General features: G+C 60.9%; 18 protein-coding genes. 11 read left to right on the forward strand and 7 right to left on the reverse strand.

Annotated features, from left to right (window positions below; all coding sequences use genetic code 11):
* Positions 1 to 24: 24 nt before the first annotated feature.
* Complete coding sequence (locus D1222_RS14770; protein ID WP_119455021.1) at positions 25 to 1,731, reverse strand: S41 family peptidase; 1,707 nt, start codon at positions 1,729 to 1,731, stop codon at positions 25 to 27.
* 131 nt (positions 1,732 to 1,862) lie between these two features.
* Positions 1,863 to 2,537, reverse strand: coding sequence for a Crp/Fnr family transcriptional regulator (locus D1222_RS14775; RefSeq protein ID WP_119455022.1), 675 nt, complete (start codon positions 2,535 to 2,537; stop codon positions 1,863 to 1,865).
* A gap of 205 nt (positions 2,538 to 2,742) precedes the next feature.
* On the opposite strand from D1222_RS14775, the gene D1222_RS14780 reads away from it, so the two are divergent.
* The 4 genes from D1222_RS14780 (at position 2,743) to D1222_RS14795 (ending at position 7,575) form a co-directional block, all read left to right on the forward strand.
* Positions 2,743 to 3,525, forward strand: coding sequence for an ion transporter (locus tag D1222_RS14780; RefSeq protein WP_119455023.1), 783 nt, complete (start codon positions 2,743 to 2,745; stop codon positions 3,523 to 3,525).
* On the forward strand, positions 3,522 to 5,387 hold the full coding sequence (locus D1222_RS14785) for a feruloyl-CoA synthase (protein WP_119455024.1): 1,866 nt from the start codon (positions 3,522 to 3,524) through the stop codon (positions 5,385 to 5,387). The genes D1222_RS14780 and D1222_RS14785 overlap by 4 nt, the downstream gene beginning before the upstream one ends.
* 66 nt (positions 5,388 to 5,453) lie before the next feature.
* Positions 5,454 to 7,013 carry an acetolactate synthase large subunit gene (locus D1222_RS14790; protein ID WP_119455025.1) on the forward strand — a complete coding sequence of 520 codons (1,560 nt, stop codon included), beginning with the start codon at positions 5,454 to 5,456 and terminating at the stop codon, positions 7,011 to 7,013.
* Between the two features lie 10 nt (positions 7,014 to 7,023).
* The gene (locus D1222_RS14795) at positions 7,024 to 7,575 is read left to right on the forward strand and encodes a chloramphenicol phosphotransferase CPT family protein (RefSeq protein WP_119455026.1); all 552 of its coding nucleotides are present in this window, start codon (positions 7,024 to 7,026) and stop codon (positions 7,573 to 7,575) included.
* A gap of 144 nt (positions 7,576 to 7,719) precedes the next feature.
* Here D1222_RS14795 and D1222_RS14800 read toward each other — a convergent pair whose 3' ends face one another.
* Positions 7,720 to 8,520: a hypothetical protein gene (locus tag D1222_RS14800; RefSeq protein WP_119455027.1), complete on the reverse strand. Its 801-nt coding sequence runs from the start codon at positions 8,518 to 8,520 to the stop codon at positions 7,720 to 7,722.
* 164 nt (positions 8,521 to 8,684) lie between these two features.
* Here D1222_RS14800 and D1222_RS14805 point away from each other — a divergent pair, with 164 nt between their 5' ends.
* Together D1222_RS14805 and D1222_RS14810 are read left to right on the forward strand one after the other, a co-directional pair.
* Complete coding sequence (locus tag D1222_RS14805) at positions 8,685 to 9,746, forward strand: class I SAM-dependent methyltransferase (protein WP_233348805.1); 1,062 nt, start codon at positions 8,685 to 8,687, stop codon at positions 9,744 to 9,746.
* Between the two features lie 5 nt (positions 9,747 to 9,751).
* On the forward strand, positions 9,752 to 10,561 hold the full coding sequence (locus tag D1222_RS14810; protein ID WP_119455028.1) for an SDR family NAD(P)-dependent oxidoreductase: 810 nt from the start codon (positions 9,752 to 9,754) through the stop codon (positions 10,559 to 10,561).
* On the opposite strand, the gene hemW is transcribed toward D1222_RS14810, so the two are convergent.
* Together hemW and rdgB are read right to left on the reverse strand one after the other, a co-directional pair.
* Positions 10,558 to 11,724, reverse strand: a complete 1,167-nt coding sequence (gene hemW / locus D1222_RS14815) for a radical SAM family heme chaperone HemW (RefSeq protein WP_119455029.1) — start codon at positions 11,722 to 11,724, stop codon at positions 10,558 to 10,560. The two genes, D1222_RS14810 and hemW, sit on opposite strands and share 4 nt — an antisense overlap.
* Positions 11,724 to 12,323 (reverse strand): RdgB/HAM1 family non-canonical purine NTP pyrophosphatase, encoded by a 600-nt coding sequence (rdgB, locus tag D1222_RS14820; RefSeq protein ID WP_119455030.1) that lies wholly within the window; start codon positions 12,321 to 12,323, stop codon positions 11,724 to 11,726. Before rdgB ends, hemW begins: the two co-directional genes overlap by 1 nt.
* A gap of 141 nt (positions 12,324 to 12,464) precedes the next feature.
* On the opposite strand from rdgB, the gene D1222_RS14825 reads away from it, so the two are divergent.
* From D1222_RS14825 to D1222_RS14845, 5 genes are all read left to right on the forward strand, one after another.
* Entirely contained in the window at positions 12,465 to 12,971 is a 507-nt protein-coding gene (locus tag D1222_RS14825; protein ID WP_233348807.1) for a DUF2975 domain-containing protein, read from the forward strand.
* 16 nt (positions 12,972 to 12,987) lie between these two features.
* Entirely contained in the window at positions 12,988 to 13,233 is a 246-nt protein-coding gene (locus D1222_RS14830) for a helix-turn-helix domain-containing protein (RefSeq protein ID WP_119455032.1), read from the forward strand.
* Between the two features lie 9 nt (positions 13,234 to 13,242).
* A complete protein-coding gene (locus D1222_RS14835) occupies positions 13,243 to 13,446 on the forward strand; it encodes a GIY-YIG nuclease family protein (protein WP_233348809.1) in 204 nt (67 codons plus the stop codon).
* Positions 13,447 to 13,702: 256 nt separating this feature from the next.
* A complete protein-coding gene (locus tag D1222_RS14840) occupies positions 13,703 to 14,206 on the forward strand; it encodes a CreA family protein (protein ID WP_233348812.1) in 504 nt (167 codons plus the stop codon).
* A 59-nt stretch (positions 14,207 to 14,265) separates the two neighbouring features.
* Positions 14,266 to 14,703, forward strand: a complete 438-nt coding sequence (locus D1222_RS14845) for a group III truncated hemoglobin (protein WP_119455033.1) — start codon at positions 14,266 to 14,268, stop codon at positions 14,701 to 14,703.
* Positions 14,704 to 14,838: 135 nt separating this feature from the next.
* Here D1222_RS14845 and rph read toward each other — a convergent pair whose 3' ends face one another.
* Together rph and D1222_RS14855 are read right to left on the reverse strand one after the other, a co-directional pair.
* Positions 14,839 to 15,564 carry a ribonuclease PH gene (rph, locus tag D1222_RS14850; RefSeq protein WP_119455034.1) on the reverse strand — a complete coding sequence of 242 codons (726 nt, stop codon included), beginning with the start codon at positions 15,562 to 15,564 and terminating at the stop codon, positions 14,839 to 14,841.
* Positions 15,564 to 16,958, reverse strand: coding sequence for an MFS transporter (locus D1222_RS14855; protein WP_119455035.1), 1,395 nt, complete (start codon positions 16,956 to 16,958; stop codon positions 15,564 to 15,566). Before D1222_RS14855 ends, rph begins: the two co-directional genes overlap by 1 nt.
* Between the last annotated feature and the right edge of the window lie 5 nt (positions 16,959 to 16,963).

Consider the following 16,963-nt stretch of genomic DNA (forward strand, 5'->3'; position numbering starts at 1 on the left):
CCCGCCTCAACACGGGGCCTCCCGTTAGTTGCTGCGGCCGCGATATTCACCCGGCATCGAGAGGTCACGGTTGATGTCCATGACGTCTGGCCGTGGCAGGTGGATCGCCGGACCAGAAGGCTGGGCCGTTTCGGATGAGCGGAATGGCTGGACGCTGGAGGCGCTGCTGGAGCTGGTCGGCGCCGGGCAGGAGCCATTGGCGCGGTATTGCAGGGCTGCCCCGATCAGCGGGTCGCCGGTCGTGCCGAGGGGCGCTACAAGGTCATCGGCCACCTGACAGCCCGGTGCGCGCACGCCGAACTGGAAGTTCGCGTTCTGCGGGACGAAACCGTCCGCATAGTCGCCGAACCCTTTCTCGTTCACCCCCTGGAACTGGATCGTGTAATAGGTCCGCCCGCAATTATCCGTCGGGTAGAAGCCAAACGGCTTGCCGCAGGTGATATCGCCAATCAGCACGACTTCGACATCGATGCCGCGAAGCCCGTTGATGACCGCCTCACTGGCCGAACAGGTGCGCGCGGTTGAGAGGATGTAGACCCGGTTCAGATTGAGGGCAGGCAGGCTCTGTCCACTATTCACGGAAAAGCCCTGGCCGGTCGAGTAGAACGGGATCGGGTTGTTCACCCGGCCGGTTACCGGGTTGAGGTTGCCGGCGCGGTCATTGAAGCGCAGGAGCTCAAATGTGCGGTTCGCGGTCCGGGACTGACCCGCGATCATGTATGAAACCTGGCTCGCGACCGCCAGAAGGCCGCCGCCATTATAGCGAAGGTCGAGGATGAGGTCGCTGACGCCCGCATCGCTCATTTGCTGCATTGCGTTCACGATCTGCTCTTCGGACGAGAAGGGGCTGAACGTGGTGAAGTGGATGTAGCCGACCTGGCCGCTGGCCGTGTCGAAGATTGCGGTCTCATTCACAGGCTGCCGGGTGATGCTGCCGGCGGCGACAGTGACCGTGCGCTCTGTCCCGTCAGGATCGCGCAGGCGGAATTCATGCGTTTCACCTGCCGTCGTTGGGAAGAGACCATTATTGAGCGTGTCGATACCGCTTTGCGTGTTAACGTTCACAAAGTCGACGCCGTCAATTTCGAGGATGCGAGAGCCGCGCTCAAAGTTTGGCTGGCCATTGACGGTCTGGGCCGCCGGAGAGCCCGGCTCAGTATAGGTGACGCGGAAATCGCGCGGCGGCGTGGACGAAATGGCCCGGAAATTTACGCCATAGCCAGCGGTCGGGGCCGAATTGCGCGAGGCGAGATAATCCTCCGTCGGCTCACTGAAGTGGAAGTCATCTTTCGGCGTACCGGATGGCAGGACTTCGCTGGTCTTCAGGAGGTCGAAATAGGCGACGCGGTCGTTGTAATTATACGGATTGAGATCGGGTACCTCATTGCGCCAGAGATAGGTCTCGTCCGTCCATGAGCGCAGCCAGAACAGCTCCTCAACGAGAAGACCCTGCTCGTCCGGGAAGGGATTGCCCTCAATGTCTACGCCGGAGCGTGGATTGGCGCACTGGTCCTTGAACTGACTGGCCGCCGGATAGACGCCCGCCTGATAGGACGGCCCCGATGGTGGTGGGGGCGGCGGCGGAGGAGGAGGGGGCGGTGGAGGCGGAGGCGGCGCCGCTGCATTCCCGCCGCCTCCGCCGCCGCCGCCACCGCCACAGGCCGATGCGAGGCCAAGCGCGGCAGATGCCAGCAGAATCTTGAGAAGACGGCTTGAGGAAGCTGGGCGCATGGGACGGGTCCTGTCGCGGCTGTTGAACTATAAGCTACCAGCATGCTTGCACGCATTGCCGAAGAGGAACAGACCTCTTCAGCGCGTCAGCTGCGACTTTCTGAAACGCGGGGTTTAAAAGGTGCCGGCCCTCAAACCCGATCCGTCATGGCGTGGAGGCGGGCGGCATCTTCAAACTTGATGGTGCCATAGCCGACAGAGATGACGCCCCTTTCGGTCAGGGCTCTCAAGGTCTGGTTGACGGTCACCTTGGACAGGCCAAGCATTTTGGAGACATCGGCCTGGGTGCAGGTGACAAGCCTCTCATCCTTCATCAGCCGCTCGACGAGGGAGAGGAAGTTGATGATGCGCTGACGTGCGGGGAGGCGACGCGCATCGTCATAAAGCTCAAGCAGCAGCGCCAGACGGGCCGTGGTGACAAAATGGAAGGCGCGAAGGTATTCGGGGTCGCTGGTAAAGAGGCCGCGAAGATCCTCAGCAGCGATTTCGTTCACGACGGTGCGCCCTTCAGCGACTGCAGCAAGGCGTCTCAAAGGCGTCTCACCGAGCGGACTTGAGAAGGCGCTGAACTCACCGAAGTGATGACCCGGCCCAAGGCGGGCTAGCGTGTGAAAGCCTTCCTCCTGAAGATATTTTCCGAAAAGCAGGGCGCCGCTTTCAATCCACCCCATCGAATCGGCGACATCGCTCGGCTGGTGCAGGATTTCGCCGTCACGATATGTCTTCGGGCGGGCGAGTTTCTGAAGCTCCGAACGCTGTGGTTCAGCCAGTACGTCGAAGAAGGCAGGCAATCCAAAGTCGAACAAGGGCTCTCATTCCTCCCGCTTTGATTTTTCGCGAAGTGTCCCCCCTCGCTATGCTCAGCTATATAGAAGTCACTGAATGTTTAAAGAGTGAAAGGTTTGTGCAGCTGCGCGCATCTGTGCTGCAGCGCGAAACAGTGACAATCCAGAGTTGGGGCTTTGCTCTTTCTATTGATCTGGCGACAGGCGCATGTGACACCCCGAAGCAATGAGCAAACGGACAGGTTTGAATCGCCAGCTTTTCTGGCTTTACGAAGGCACGGGCAGGGCTTCCTTCTGGTTCCGCTGGGCGCTGCTTGCTTTCGACTTCGTGACAATCGCGTACTTTCTCTGGGCGCCGTTCAACCAGCGAGAGCGCGGACATCACTTCATCGATTACGTCATTGGCGGGGTAATCCTGTTGGACCTTCTGGCCAGGCTCTACATCGCTAGCCCGCGCCACCGTTTCTTTCTGAGGTGGATCAACTGGGCAGATATCGTCGTCGTGGTGACGATGTTTGCGCCTCTGCTCGTGTCGAACTTCGCCTTCCTGCGCATTTTGCGCGCTGTCAGGGCGATCCGCGCCTTCACATTCATCCGCCGTGTGAAGGTGCTGACGCCGTTCTTTCAGCGTCATGAACGCATCATTGACAAGGTCACCAATCTCGTCGTGTTCGTCTTTGTGATGTCGGCGATTACCTATGCGACGCAGGTCGGCCGCAACGAAGATATCACCACTTATACTGACGCGGTCTATTTCACCGTGACAGTGCTGACCACGACCGGCTTTGGCGACATCATCATGACCGATGAGTTCGGCCGCTGGCTCGCCGTCTTTACGATGGTGCTTGGCCTGTCGCTCTTTTTCCAGTTACTGCGTGCCATCGTCGAACCTGAAAACAGGGTCGATTGTGAGTGCGAGACGTGCGGGCTGATGCGCCATGACCGCGATGCGGTTCACTGCAAGCATTGCGGCGCACCCATGAAGATCAAGACTGAAGGCCTTTCATGACCTCTGACGTTCCTTTCCGCGATATTCCGTACCTGCCGCAAAAGCTTGAGGTGGAACGGCGCAGCGATGGCTCGATCGTCCTGCGCAACGGCCAGCCGAAGCGGCCCCACCCACCGCATATGCTGGCGCCTCTGGTCTATTGGGCAAGTGCGCGGCCAGACCAGGTCTTCCTTGCGCAGCGTGACCCGGATGACCCGTCAAAGCCCGGCTGGAAGACGGTGACCTATGCTGAAGCGCTCTATCAGGTGCGCGCGCTGGCTCAGGGCTTCATTGATGCAGGCGCCGGTCCGGACAAGCCGCTGATGATCCTGTCGCGTAACGCGATTGAGCATGCGCTTGTCATGTACGCCGCGATGTGGGCGGGTAGCCCTGTCGTGCCAGTAACGCCTGCCTATGCAACGCTGAGCGAGGATTTTGCGCGGTTGAAGCATGTCGACAAGCTGACAGAGCCTGCCTTTGTCTATGTCGAGGACGGCATCCAGTTTCAGCGCGGCCTGAAAGGTATGGGCGTTGGTGAGCGGCTGGTGATCTACCGCAAGAGCGCGCCGGACGTGCACAATTCGATCTCGCTGCATGATTTTGCGAAGAAGCCGACGAGCAAGGTCGATCTCGCCTATGACCGCCTGTCGGAAGACGCGGTCGCCAAATACATGCTGACCTCCGGGTCTACCGGAGAGCCAAAGGCCGTCATCAACACGCACGGCAATATCGCTTCCATGGTGAAGATGATCCGCTCCGTCTGGGACGTGGAGAAGCTGGAAGAGATGGCCGATGGCCCGCAGGTCATGGTAAGCTTCCTGCCGTGGAGCCATACTTATGGGGCCAATTCCATCCTTCATTCGATGCTCGACTGGGGCGGCACGCTCTATATCGACTGGGGTGCGCCGACGCCTGCGCGCCTGCCGGAGATGCTACGCAACCTGAAGGAAATCGCGCCGACACAGCACACAACCGTGCCAGCCGCATGGGCCGCGATTGCGACCGAGCTGGAACAGGACCGCGCGCTGGCGGAGACGTTCTTCTCCCGCATCATGGTCATGGCCTATGGCGGCGCAAGCATGGGCCAGGACATCTATGAGCGCATCCAGAAAGTCGCCGTAGAGGTAACGGGTGAGCGGATCAGCCTGTCGGCAGGCTATGGCGCGACTGAAACCTCCCCGACCATTTCGAACGTCCACTGGCCGAGCGATACGATGGGCCTGCTCGGCCTGCCGCTGCCGGGCGTCGAGATGAAAATGGTGCCTGCAGGCGAGAAGATGGAGCTGCGCGTGCGCGGGCAGGGCATCACGCAGGGCTACCTTAAGAACCCGGAAAAGACCGCAGAAGCCTTCGACGAGGAAGGCTTTTACAAGCTGGGCGATGCGGTGAAGTTCAAGGATTCGGAGAACCCCGAAGAAGGCCTCGCCTTTGACGGGCGGCTGGCAGAGGAATTCAAGCTCGCCAATGGCACCTGGGTGTCAGCGGGCACGGTGCGCGTAAAAGTCGTCGAGGCGGTCGATGGCGCGCTGTCGGATGTCGTGGTCTGCGGCCTAAATAAGGATGACATCGCCCTGATCGGCTTCCTCAATGAGGCCTGGTGCAGACGCAAGACAGGGCGCAATGTGGCCCTCGACGAGTTGGCGCACGACGATCAGGTACGCGCGTCGGTGCGCGAAGGCATTGAGCGCTATAACAAGGCGAACCCGAATGCGGCCAAGCGCATTGCGCGCATCCTGCTGCAATGGGACCAGCCCAAGGCCGACGCAGGCGAGATCACTGAAAAGGGCTATATCAATCAGGGCCGCGTGCAGGCGCTGCGGGCGCGTGAGGTCGAGCGGCTCTACAAAGCGCCATATGACGACGAAGTGATCCTCGTCGACTAGAAGATCAGACAACATCAAACGGCGGCGCTGAGCGCGGCCCGGTAAAGAAATTATCAGGAGGACGCCATGGCGGAACAGAAACTGACAGGCGCAGACGCATTGGTCTCAACGCTGGCGGATAATGGGCTGGACGCCTGTTTCGCAAACCCCGGCACGTCGGAAATGCACCTTGTGACCGCGCTCGACCGTGAGACGCGGATCAAGTCGGTGCTCTGCCTGTTCGAAGGCGTCGCGACGGGCGCAGCCGATGGCTATGCCCGCATCGCTGGCAAGCCGGCCATGACGCTGCTGCACCTCGGCGCGGGCTACCTCAATGGCGGGGCGAACATCCATAATGCCAAGCGCGCGCACACGCCGATGATCAATGTGATTGGCGATCATGCCGTCGATCACCGCAAGTATGATGCGCCGCTGAACTCTGACATCATGGGCCTTGCGGGGCCCAATTCGGTCTGGATCAAGTCAGCGGACAATGTGAAGGCGACCGGCAAGCTGGCCTCAGAAGCCTTCGCCGCGAGCTTTGGGCCTGTCTCTGGCCCCGTGTCCCTGATCCTGCCTGCGGATACCGCCTGGCTCGAAGGCGGCGAGAAGGGCGGCAAGGCGCAGCTGCCTCAGATGCGCCAGACATCGGCCGAACTGATCGCTGAGGCCAAGGAAGCCATTGGCAAAGCGAAAGCGCCTGTCATCCTTATCAACGGCACCGCGCTGACCGAGCAGGGGCTCGCCGCAGCGGCGCGCCTCAAGGCCGCAGGTGTGCGCGTCATCACCGACACTTTCTACTGGAAGATGCGCCGGGGCGCTGGCGTCTTCGCGCCGGACCGCATGCAGTATTTCGCTGAAGGCGCGATGTCAGACCTAGAGGGCGCAGACCTCATGCTGGTCGCGGGCACCAGCCTGCCGGCCGCCTTCTTTGCCTATCCGGGCAAGCCAAGCCTGCTCGTGCCGGAGGGCTGCGAGACGCTGGACCTTGGCGGCGCGGATACCGATAGCGCCAAGACGCTGCTCGCGCTCGCCGATGCGATGGGCGCGGCCGACATTGCCGATCCGATGCCGCTTCGCAAACCGGACGCGCCTAAGGGTGATCTCAATGCCGCGGCGGTCGGTGCCAGCGTGGCGCGCCACATGCCGGAAAATGCCATCGTGTCTGATGATGGCGTCTCCAACTCGCTGCCTGTCTTCCTGTCGACCATGACGGCAGAGCCGCATGACTGGATGATGCTGACGGGCGGCGCGATCGGGCAGGGGCTGCCGCTGGCGCTTGGCGCCGCTGTTGCTGCGCCTGACCGCAAGGTCATCGCGCTGACCGGCGACGGGGCCGGCATGTACACCAATCAGGCGCTGTGGAGCATGGTGCGCGAAGGCGCTGACGTGACCACGATCGTCTTCGTCAACCACACCTATCGCATCCTGAATATCGAGCTTCACCGCACGGGCGCGGGCAATCCGGGGCCGACGGCCAAGGACATGCTGGCCATCGGTGAGCCGGATATCGACTGGGTCAGCCTTGCTGAATCCATGGGCGTCGAGGCGACAGCCGTTACCACGGCAGAGGATTTCGACGAGGCCTTCGAGAAAGCGATGAAGTCCAGTGGGCCGAAGCTGATCGCGGCCATTGTGCCGGGCTGATCAGGCGCACATGGCCAAAGTCGTCATTCTCAACGGGACGAGCAGTTCGGGGAAGACGTCTCTGGCCCGCGCGATCCAGCGCCTCGCGAATGGCCCCGTGTTGCGCGTCAGCATGGACGACTTTCTTGAGATGATGCCGCCGCGCTTTGCCAATGACGATGAGGCGTTCAGCTTCCGCCAGGTCCCGAATGCGGAGCCTGCTGAGGTCGAGATCGGGACCGGCTCTTACGGAGAGGCGCTCATGCGCGGCATGCGAGCCTCTATTGCGGCTCTCGCCGATCAGGGCCTCGATCTGGTGGTCGACGATGTCATGCTGGGGGCAGACGATCAGGCTCATTACCGCGACGTGCTGGCCGAACACTGCGTTACTTTTATCGGGGTGCGCTGCGCACTCGAGACAGTAGAGCGGCGTGAGCGGGACAGGGGCGATCGTGATATCGGCATGGCCCGCTGGCAGTTTACCCGCGTCCATGCAGGCCGGGACTATGATCTTGAAGTCTCGACCGACGAGGTGTCGCCGGATGAGGGCGCGCGGGTCATTCTGGATGCCGTCGGGATGTAGCGCTTTGCGGCTTCATCCTTCGACAAGCTCAGGATGAGGAAGCTGTGTCGTGGATGAGGTAAGATCTTCGCGACCCGATACAAAACGGCCTCACCCTGAGCTTGTCGAAGGGCGAGGCCGATTGATTTTTACTGCCTTGGCAGCCTAGTCGACATACTCCCAGCGGTCGCCGCCGACATTACAGGCGGTGCGTTCGCGGTTGCCTTGGTAGACGATGCGGCACTCACCGCTGTCATAGCCCTGACTCTGGTAGCCGGTATTATAGCCGGTCGTGGTCGCGCCATTGCTGTAGGTGGTGCTGGTGCGATAGGTCCGCTCACCGCCGTAAAGCTCATCCTGGCTATAGGTCCGGTTATAGGTGTCGTTGCCATAGCTGCCCCGATTATAGGCGTTCGGATCGTAGCGATTGTCATAGGTAACGCGTGACGGAGGATTGGTCCGGTTGCCGTACTGATAGGTCGGCTGGGCCTGCGCCCGGCGGGCACAGTCATCGCTGCCGCTGCCGCCAAGGGCAGAGCCTGCAACACCGCCAACGATTGCGCCGATCACGGCACCGGCGATCTGGTCACCATCATTATTGTCGCGGTGGTGACGCCCATAGCCGCGCCGGTTGTAGCGGTCATAACGTCCATAGCGGTCGCGGCGATCGTACCGGTCATAGCCGCGGTGGCGGTTACGATAGCGGTTGTCATCGTCGTCATCGGCAATGGTCGCCCCGAGCAGGCCGCCTGCGATTGCGCCGACCACGCCTGCGGTCTGCTGGCGTTGGCGGCGCTCTCGTTCACAGTTCAGGTAGGCGGCATTGCTGTTGGCCGACTGGTTATAGCCGGATTGGCCATAGCCATAGCTGTCATAATCGGAATAGCCATAGTTCTGGGCGCCAGCCGGCAGCGCGATTGCGAGCGCTGCGGCGCTGCCCAGAATTGCTGTACGCATCTTGAACATCTGGTCTCCTTTGCCGGGGCGAACATCGCCCCCTGTTTCTTCATCTGCCACCTTAGCATCTGCGCCTGAACGCAGGCTGAAGGGTAAATTACAATTAATACAACCTTCTAGACTTGCGGCTGGACGAAGCGGGCTTGCTGCCCCATTTTTCCTATATGGCTATCATGCAAGAAACGGGAAAGACGCTTGCCCGGGCGCGATATGGCGCGGCGCAGGCGATGCGCGCGGCTTGGTACGGCGCGCAGTACACGATCGCGAAACGCCGCTCTGCAGGCTTTAACCGGCCGGGCGAACCAGAGTTTAAGCCGATCAATCCGGTCGACACGAAAGAGCTGCGCCGGGCTTATCTCGGCCTGTTCGCAAAGGACCGCGCCAATATAGAGGCGGGGCTCTATCCATCCCCCGAAGATGTCCGGCTCGCGGACCTGCCAAAGGCTGTCAGCCGGGCGCGCTATTTCATGCGGGACGTGGCCGATGTGGACCGCAGGCGCGTTGCGCGTGAAGGCGACGAGGTGAGAGAACAGTTCGAGGGCAGCAATCGCTACCCGGACTATTACCAGCAGAACTTCCACTACCAGACCGATGGCTGGCTGTCTGATGACAGCGCCAAGCTCTACGACCATCAGGTCGAGGCGCTGTTTACTGGCGCGGCAGACGCCATGCGGCGCGGGGCGCTGGCAGAGATTGCACGAGAGATGAAAGGCCGCGACCAGAGAGAGGTGAAGCTGCTCGATCTCGCCTGTGGCACGGGCCGCTTCCTGCGTGAGACAATGCGGGCCTTTCCGAGGCTGCAGGCGACCGGTCTGGACCTCTCGCCCAATTATGCAGACCGTGCCCGCCAGCTCGTCGCGCCATGGCCGCGGGTTGAGATCATCGAGGGGCAGGCCGAAGTGCTGCCGCTGGAAGATGAGAGCCTCGACATGATCGTGTCGATCTATCTTTTCCATGAGCTGCCAGAGGAGGTGCGTGCGAAGGCCATCGCTGAGGCTGCGCGTGTTCTCAAACCTGGCAGTGCCTTCATCGTAGCCGATAGCCTGCAATTCGGGGATAATGAGGGCCTCGACGGGATCCTTGAATATTTCCCTGAAGGTTTTCACGAACCCTATTACAATGCCTATCTCGCATGGGACTTTGCGCCTGCCATGGAGGCAGCGGGTTTCAAACTGGAACGGAGAGAGCTTGCATTCCTCACCAAGGTGAATGTCTGGCGCAAGACGGAAGGATAGGCAGTATGGCAGGCAACAGGCTCGCACTTATCACGGGCGCATCGGCAGGCATCGGCGCTGAATTTGCGCGCCAGTATGCGGCGAAGGGGTGGGATGTCGCACTGACGGCGCGCCGTCTAGACAGGCTGGACGGCCTCGCGCGCGAGATTGAGGAGAAATACAAGGTCTCCGCGATGACGATCTCGCAGGACCTTGCCCGCGACGGCGCCGCCGACACGATCTTGCATGAGTTGAAGGAAGCGGGCCGCCATGTCGATGCACTGGTGAACAATGCGGGTTACGGCTTGCCGGGCACCTTCTTCAATACGAGCTGGAAGGAGCAGGCAGACTTCATCCGCGTGCTCTACACCGTGCCGATCGAGCTGACGCACAAGCTTTTGCCCGGCATGGCAGAGCGTGATTTTGGCCGTATTATCAATGTGGCGTCCCTTGCGGGCTATGCGCCAGGGTCGAGCGGCCACACCCTCTATGCCAGCGTGAAGGCGGGCCTGATCAAATTCTCCGAGAGCGTGCATGCAGAGGCGGAAACGGCAGGTCATGACATTCACTGCACTGCGCTTTGCCCCGGCTTCACCTGGACCGAATTTCACGATGTGAACGGCACGCGCGAGATGACCAATGAGTCGCCAGAGTGGATGTGGATGGAAGCGGCGCCTGTCGTGAAGGCAGGGCTCGAAGGCGTTGCGCGTGGTCAGCCGGTTGTCGTGCCGGGCATGGTGAACAAAGGTGTCGCGACACTGACGCGGATCCTGCCAGAGCCTGTTGGCCGGGCCATCATGAAAAAGCAGGGCAAACGCTTCCGGAAAGTGGATTAGGGCGAAAGCTCTGCAGCGATCCTGTCAGCGAGCAGGCGGCCTTCTCGGGTAAGCGATACTGTGGGCCCGTTTTGGCGGATCAGACCCGTCTCGATGAGGCTTTGAAGCGTAGTTGCGTCCGTCTCACTGCCTGTGATGCGGGCAATACGTTCCAAATCAAAACCCACATCCGCTCTTAGCCCGAGCGCGAGCAATTCTCGTGCATTGTCCAGTGGTGAAAGTTCGATGAGGGAGGAGCGATCAAGGGGTGTTTGCACGCTCAGCTGATAGTCAGCGGGACGTGCAGCGGCGTGGGTCGCAATGCGCGCGCCATCCACTGTCAGACGGCCATGCGCGCCCGGGCCGATGCCAATCCAGTCACCGCCGCGCCAGTAGGTGAGATTATGGCGTGACTGGTACTGCTTCGATGCCGCGTGATTTGAGACCTCATAGGCCGGCAGGCCATGCGCTTCGCTAATGTCCTGCGTCAGCTCATACAGGTCAGCCTGATCATCATCATCCATGGGGACAAGTTCCCCCCGCTTGGCGCGCTGGCCAAAGGCGGTTCGCTCCTCAATGGTCAGCTCATAGAGCGAAAGGTGAGGCGCGCCGAGCGACAGGGCCTCAGTCAGTTCCGTTTTCCAACTCGTCTGGGGTTGGCCCGGCCGCGCATAGATGAGATCGATCGACAGATTGTCGAAAACGGTGAGGGCTTCAGCGACCGACTGCTTCGCCATCGCCGCATCATGATCGCGACCAAGGAATGTGAGGGCCTCATCTTCGAGGGACTGGATGCCCAGCGAAAGGCGCGTGATGCCCGCCGCCTTCCAGCTTTCCAGAGCTGCGGGGCTGATATCGACCGGGTTCGCCTCCAGCGTGATTTCAACGTCTGCCGCAAGCCCGAAGCACCGGTCCGCCGTCTCGATCAAGGCCGCGATATCTTCAGGCGCCATCAGTGATGGCGTACCCCCACCCAGATAGACTGACCCCAATGCCGGATGCCCCGCGAGCAGGTCGGCATGGCGGCCAAGGTCGGCCAGCAGCGCCGCGTTCAGCGGGCCATTGTCCCGGTCTTTGGCCGCATAGACGTTGAAGTCGCAATAGGGGCAGATGCGCGAGCAATAGGGCCAGTGGATATAGAGCCCGAAACCATGCGCCGGGCCAAAGGGTGGGGCATCAGCCATTAAAGAAGGGAAGCTTTCAGCTTTGCGAAGGCATCGGCGCGGTGGCTCATGGCGTGTTTCTTTGCCGGGTCCATTTCGCCGAATGTCTCGGTCTCACCCTTTGCGACGAAGACCGGGTCAAAGCCGAAGCCTTTATCGCCCCGCGGCGGCCAGACCACCTCACCCTCGACCGTGCCTTCGAAGACTTCCTCATGCCCGTCGGGCCAGACGACGGCGAGCGTTGAGACAAAGCGCGCCGTTCTGTCCGTCGCGCCGCTTTCCTTCAGCAGCGTCTCCACCTTTTTCATGGCGATATAGAAATCGCGCGGTTCCCCCGCCCAGAGCGCCGTGTGCACGCCTGGCATGCCGCCAAGCGCGTCAACTTCGAGGCCGCTATCGTCTGAAAGGGCCGGCGCGCCAGTTGCCTTGCAGGCTGCGCGCGCCTTGATGAGGGCATTGCCTGAAAAGGTCTGTTCGGTCTCTTCCGGTTCGTCGAGTTCAAGCTCGATAGCCGAAACAACTTCCATGCCGACGGGTTCGAAAAGGTCCTTTAGTTCGCGGACCTTACCCTTGTTATGCGTCGCCGCGACGAGGCGGCCTTTCTCAAGTTTGCGAGTCATGCGTGGATGTGGCTCCGATCTTGCTTTCTGTGTGAACACGATTATCGTTTAACGGTAAATTCGCATGTGGCTGCCAGATAATGGTCGTTCAGCGGTATCTGAGGATTTGAAAGAGATATGACAATCCGCCAGCATAACTCCATGGCTGCGTTTCTTTCGGGACTGATGCAGGTCGTGATCTGGATCGCGATTCTGAGCGGCATCATCGCATTCATCCTGATCGGCGTCGGACTGATTGGCAGCCTGAATGGCGGCGTCATGCGCGTGCCCGGCATGGAGGCCTATGTCGAGGGCGTCGCACCGGGCCAGTTCATTGCCGGCCTTGCCGGGCTCGCCGTTTTCGCGCCGGGCATTATCTATGTCTGCATCCAGTTGCGTAGCATCCTCTCAACACTCGCCAATGGCGACCCCTTCGTGCCCGAGAATGGCCCGCGCCTCACGCGTATCGCTCTGGCAATCGGCGCGATCGAACTTGCGCGCTATCTGACCGTTATTCTCCTCAACGCTTTTGTCGACCTTGGCAGCGACCAGCCATTGAGGCTCAGCATCAACCTTGCCGCCTGGGCGGCAGTCATAGCGCTTTTCGTCCTGGCGCAGGTGTTCCGCGAAGGAACACGCCTGCGCGAGGAAGAGAAGATGACGATTTAGGAGGGCCTGACCCTATATGGCCATTCGCGTAACCCTTGACCGCGTTCTCCTTGAGCGCCGCATGTCCCTGACAGAGCTTTCTGACCGTGTTGGCGTGACCCTCGCCAATCTGTCGATCCTGAAGACCGGCAAGGCAAAGGCGGTTCGTTTCTCGACGCTTGAAGCCCTTTGCCGAGAGCTTGGATGCCAGCCCGGCGATATCCTCATCTTCGACGAGGAAGGCGACGGCGCCGCCGAGGACGAGGATGAAGAGGCGGCGTAGGCTCCGGACATGGCGCGGTTCGACCTGATCGCGACTTACATGATGGCGAACCGCAAGACCGGGACGCTTTATACCGGATCGACATCTGACCTGTGGACCCGGATCGGCCAGCACAAATCAGGTAAGGGTTCGGTCTTCACCGCAAAATATGGTTGCGACCGGCTTGTCTGGTGCGAATTCCATCAGGACATCTCAGCAGCTGTGCACCGCTAAAGGCGGCTAAAGGCATGGCCGAGGCAGTTGAAAATCAATCTGATTGAAGAGGTCAATCCGGACTGGAAGGACCTTACGATGACCCTTCCGTTCACGTGATGCTTTCCAGCTTTTGGCTTGCCACGGCTTGTCCGTGGCACCCAGCTTCTGACCTACCGGCTCGCGCAAATCAGAAGATGGACCCCTCGAACAAGCCGTGGGGAGGCAACCAAATTTGATACGACGCATTGCTTGGATCAGCACTATCGGGGACCCCATGATGCAATTTTATAGAGGTGCAGCCGTTCTTCTCACCGCCCTCACCCTCGCTGCATGTGGCGGCGGGGACCGTGAAGTTGGTGAGTTCAAGAATGACTGGCTCGGCAACGAGATCAAGATTGATCGCCTTCAGGACCCGAAAGTGCAGGGCATTACCTGCCATATCGCCTATTTCGACCGCGGCGTCTGGGACCGGATCGGCAAGGGCAACTGGTTCGAGGACCCGTCGAATTCCTCCATTTCCTGCCTGAAGACCGGCCCCGTCACCATCGGCCGGATCGATCTCGATCGCTCGGGCGAGGAAGTCTGGGACCGTGGACGCTCGCTCATCTTCAAGCAACTCGCTGTGCGCCGGATCTATGACCCTGAAAGCGACGCGATGATGTACGTCTCATTCTCACGCAAGCCGGTCGACGGCTCCGCCAAGATGAGCCTCTCCACCGTGCCCCTATGGGACGCCGATGTTACCTGGGAGGGCCGGGAGAAGCCTGTGGTAGAATAGGCAGCTGGTAAGGGCAGGTGCGTATGTATCTCGCCCGGAATTGAAGTTAGCTAGCCCGCATGACCTACCAGACACGCTCTGCTGAGGAGCGACGACGCGATATTCAGGCCCATGCCGCGAGCCTTGGCATCGATGACGCCTTCATCGAGACGCTTGTGGAAACCTTTTATGGGCGCGTGAGAGAGCACGAGCGCCTCGGGCCGATCTTCAATGGTGAGATTGATGACTGGCCGGACCACCTCGCAAAGCTGAAAGACTTCTGGGCGTCGGTGGCGATGAATGCGGGGCGCTATTCCGGCAAGCCCGTCCCAGCGCATATGAAGCTCGAGGGCGTCGGGCGCGAGGACTTCGGCGAATGGCTGGGCCTGTTCAAGCGCACGCTGGAGGAGATCGCGCCGCGGGCCGAGACCGTGGATTACTTCATGGTCCGCGCCGAACGGATCTCGCAAAGTTTGCAATTGGCAATGTTCGGGCTGGAGAGTCTGGAGCGGCGTTAGAGCCCCACCCTATCTTTCCCCTCAAGCGAGGAGGGGACCACGTTTCGCCAAAGGCTGGCGTGGGCAGAGTATCAAAACGCTGCGTGTTGCGCCCCCTCCCCGCAAAGTGGGGAGGGTCGGGGCGGGGTCTTGAGCCTAGCCGATCGCCTTGCGCTGGTGCTCGAAGAGTTCGGTGCAGCCCTTTTCGGCGAGTTCCAGAAGACGCTCGACTTCGGGGCGGGTCATCGGGCGCTCTTCGCCAGTGCCCTGGATCTCGATGAAGCCGCCATCGGAGCTCATCACGACGTTCATGTCGCCTTCGCCGCCGGAGTCTTCAGGGTAGTCGAGGTCGAGAACGGGGTGGTCCTTGAACAGGCCGACAGAGATGGCCGCCGCCTGCTTCTGGATCGGGTCGGTCTTGATGACGCCTTCCTCGCGCAGATACTTCATGGCGAGGGCCATGGCGACGAAGCCGCCGGTGATCGACGCAGTACGCGTGCCGCCGTCGGCTTGTATGACGTCGCAGTCGATGGTGAGCTGGTTTTCGCCAAGCGCGCTCAGATCCACGACAGAGCGCAGCGAGCGACCGATGAGGCGCTGGATTTCCTGCGTGCGGCCGGACTGCTTGCCCGCGGCGGCTTCACGGCGGCCGCGCGTATGCGTGGCGCGCGGTAGCATGCCGTATTCGCCGGTGACCCAGCCTTTGCCCTGACCGCGCAGCCATGGCGGGACATTGTCCTGCCAGCTAGCGGTGCAGAGCACATGCGTGTGGCCGAACTTTGCAAGGCATGAGCCTTCGGCATAGCGGGTCACATTGGTTTCAAGCACGATGTCGCGAAGCTGGTCAGCGGCGCGGCCGGATGGGCGGATAAGGTCAGCCATCAGAGATCTCCTTCTTTCACCGGCGGGTGAAGCGACTCCAGATTGGCTTGTCCACCCCTGTTGATGGCTTCGGCGGTTTCCTGCTGCGATGCGCGCGTGATCGGGTACTTCCAGATGAGCAGCGCGGCGAGGAAGTAGGAGATGACCGGCACCGCGACGAAGACGACCATCAGGCCGGTGACGGTGCCAGCAGAGTTTGCGCCAGACGGGTTAAACCCGACAAGCACGCCAAGCAGGATGTACGGGATGCCGATGGCGAAGCTCGCGCCAGTCTTATAGGCGCCGGACATCAGCGAATAGAACAGCCCCGACCGGTTTGCGCCGCCGCGCACCTCTTCAGCCTCGACCAGGTCTGCCATCATGGAGCGCACCAGGATGAAGGGTGAGCCATAGCCAAAGCCTGAAATCATTGCGGCGATGAAGAGGAGGACCGGGCCGCCGCCCATCAGCGAGAGCGGGAAGTAGGAGATGTAGGTCAGCGCCGACCAGAGGCAGACATAGCGCATGGCGATGTACTTCTCGGTCCGCTTGGACAGCCAGACCCAGAAAGGCATGGCGACAAAGCCCGCAATAAAGTGCGCCATCAGGATGAGCGGCGCGAGATTGACGACGCCAAAGCCCCATTGGGCGGCGAACAGAAAGGTGCCAGCCGTGCCCGCAATAGCGATACCGATGAAGATCTCGGTCGCGAGCAGGCGCCAGAGCGTCTGCTGGCGAAGTGCCTCCAGAATGGCGCTTGGAGCAAAGCTCGCCTTTGGTTGCGACGGGTCTGGCTTCGGGTCCGGCACCATGAGGCAGGCCGCGCCGACAGTCAGCGGCAGCGCAATGACGAGGATCCAGCCCATGATCGCGATCTGGTCGCTACGGTCGACATCACCCGTCTGGGCCAGAAGGGTCGGCAGGCCCAGCATCATCAACATGGTGGAGATGGTGAAAAGCTCTCGCCACATAAAGAGGCGCGAGCGGTCATCATAGGAGCGCGCAACGGACGGCGCCCACGCCTGGTGGGGCGTCGTGATCATCGTCGTGCCGATATAGAAGATGAAGAGGATGATGCCGAGGAAGAGCGGCGAGACCGGCGGTCCAATCGGGTTGTAGAGCAGGTAAACCGCAGGGAGCAGGATCGGCACGGCTATCAGTAGCCAGTGGCGAATCTTTCCGTGCCGGCTTGGCTTGGTGTCGACCAGCCAGCCCATGACGGGGTCTGAAAACAGGTCCCAGAAACGCAGGATCATGAAAATGATGCCGACGGTGGCCGTACCAAGGCCCATCTGGTCTGCGTAAAAGGGAGCGATAAATACGGCCATTGGCAGGCCGACCGCCCCGAAGGGGATTCCGACCGAACCGTAAGCAATCACTTGTGAGGTAGACAGTTTCGCTGGCACACTGGACATGGATC

It is taken from the genome of Henriciella algicola, from assembly GCF_003576245.1.
Classification (GTDB): Bacteria; Pseudomonadota; Alphaproteobacteria; order Caulobacterales; family Hyphomonadaceae; genus Henriciella; species Henriciella algicola.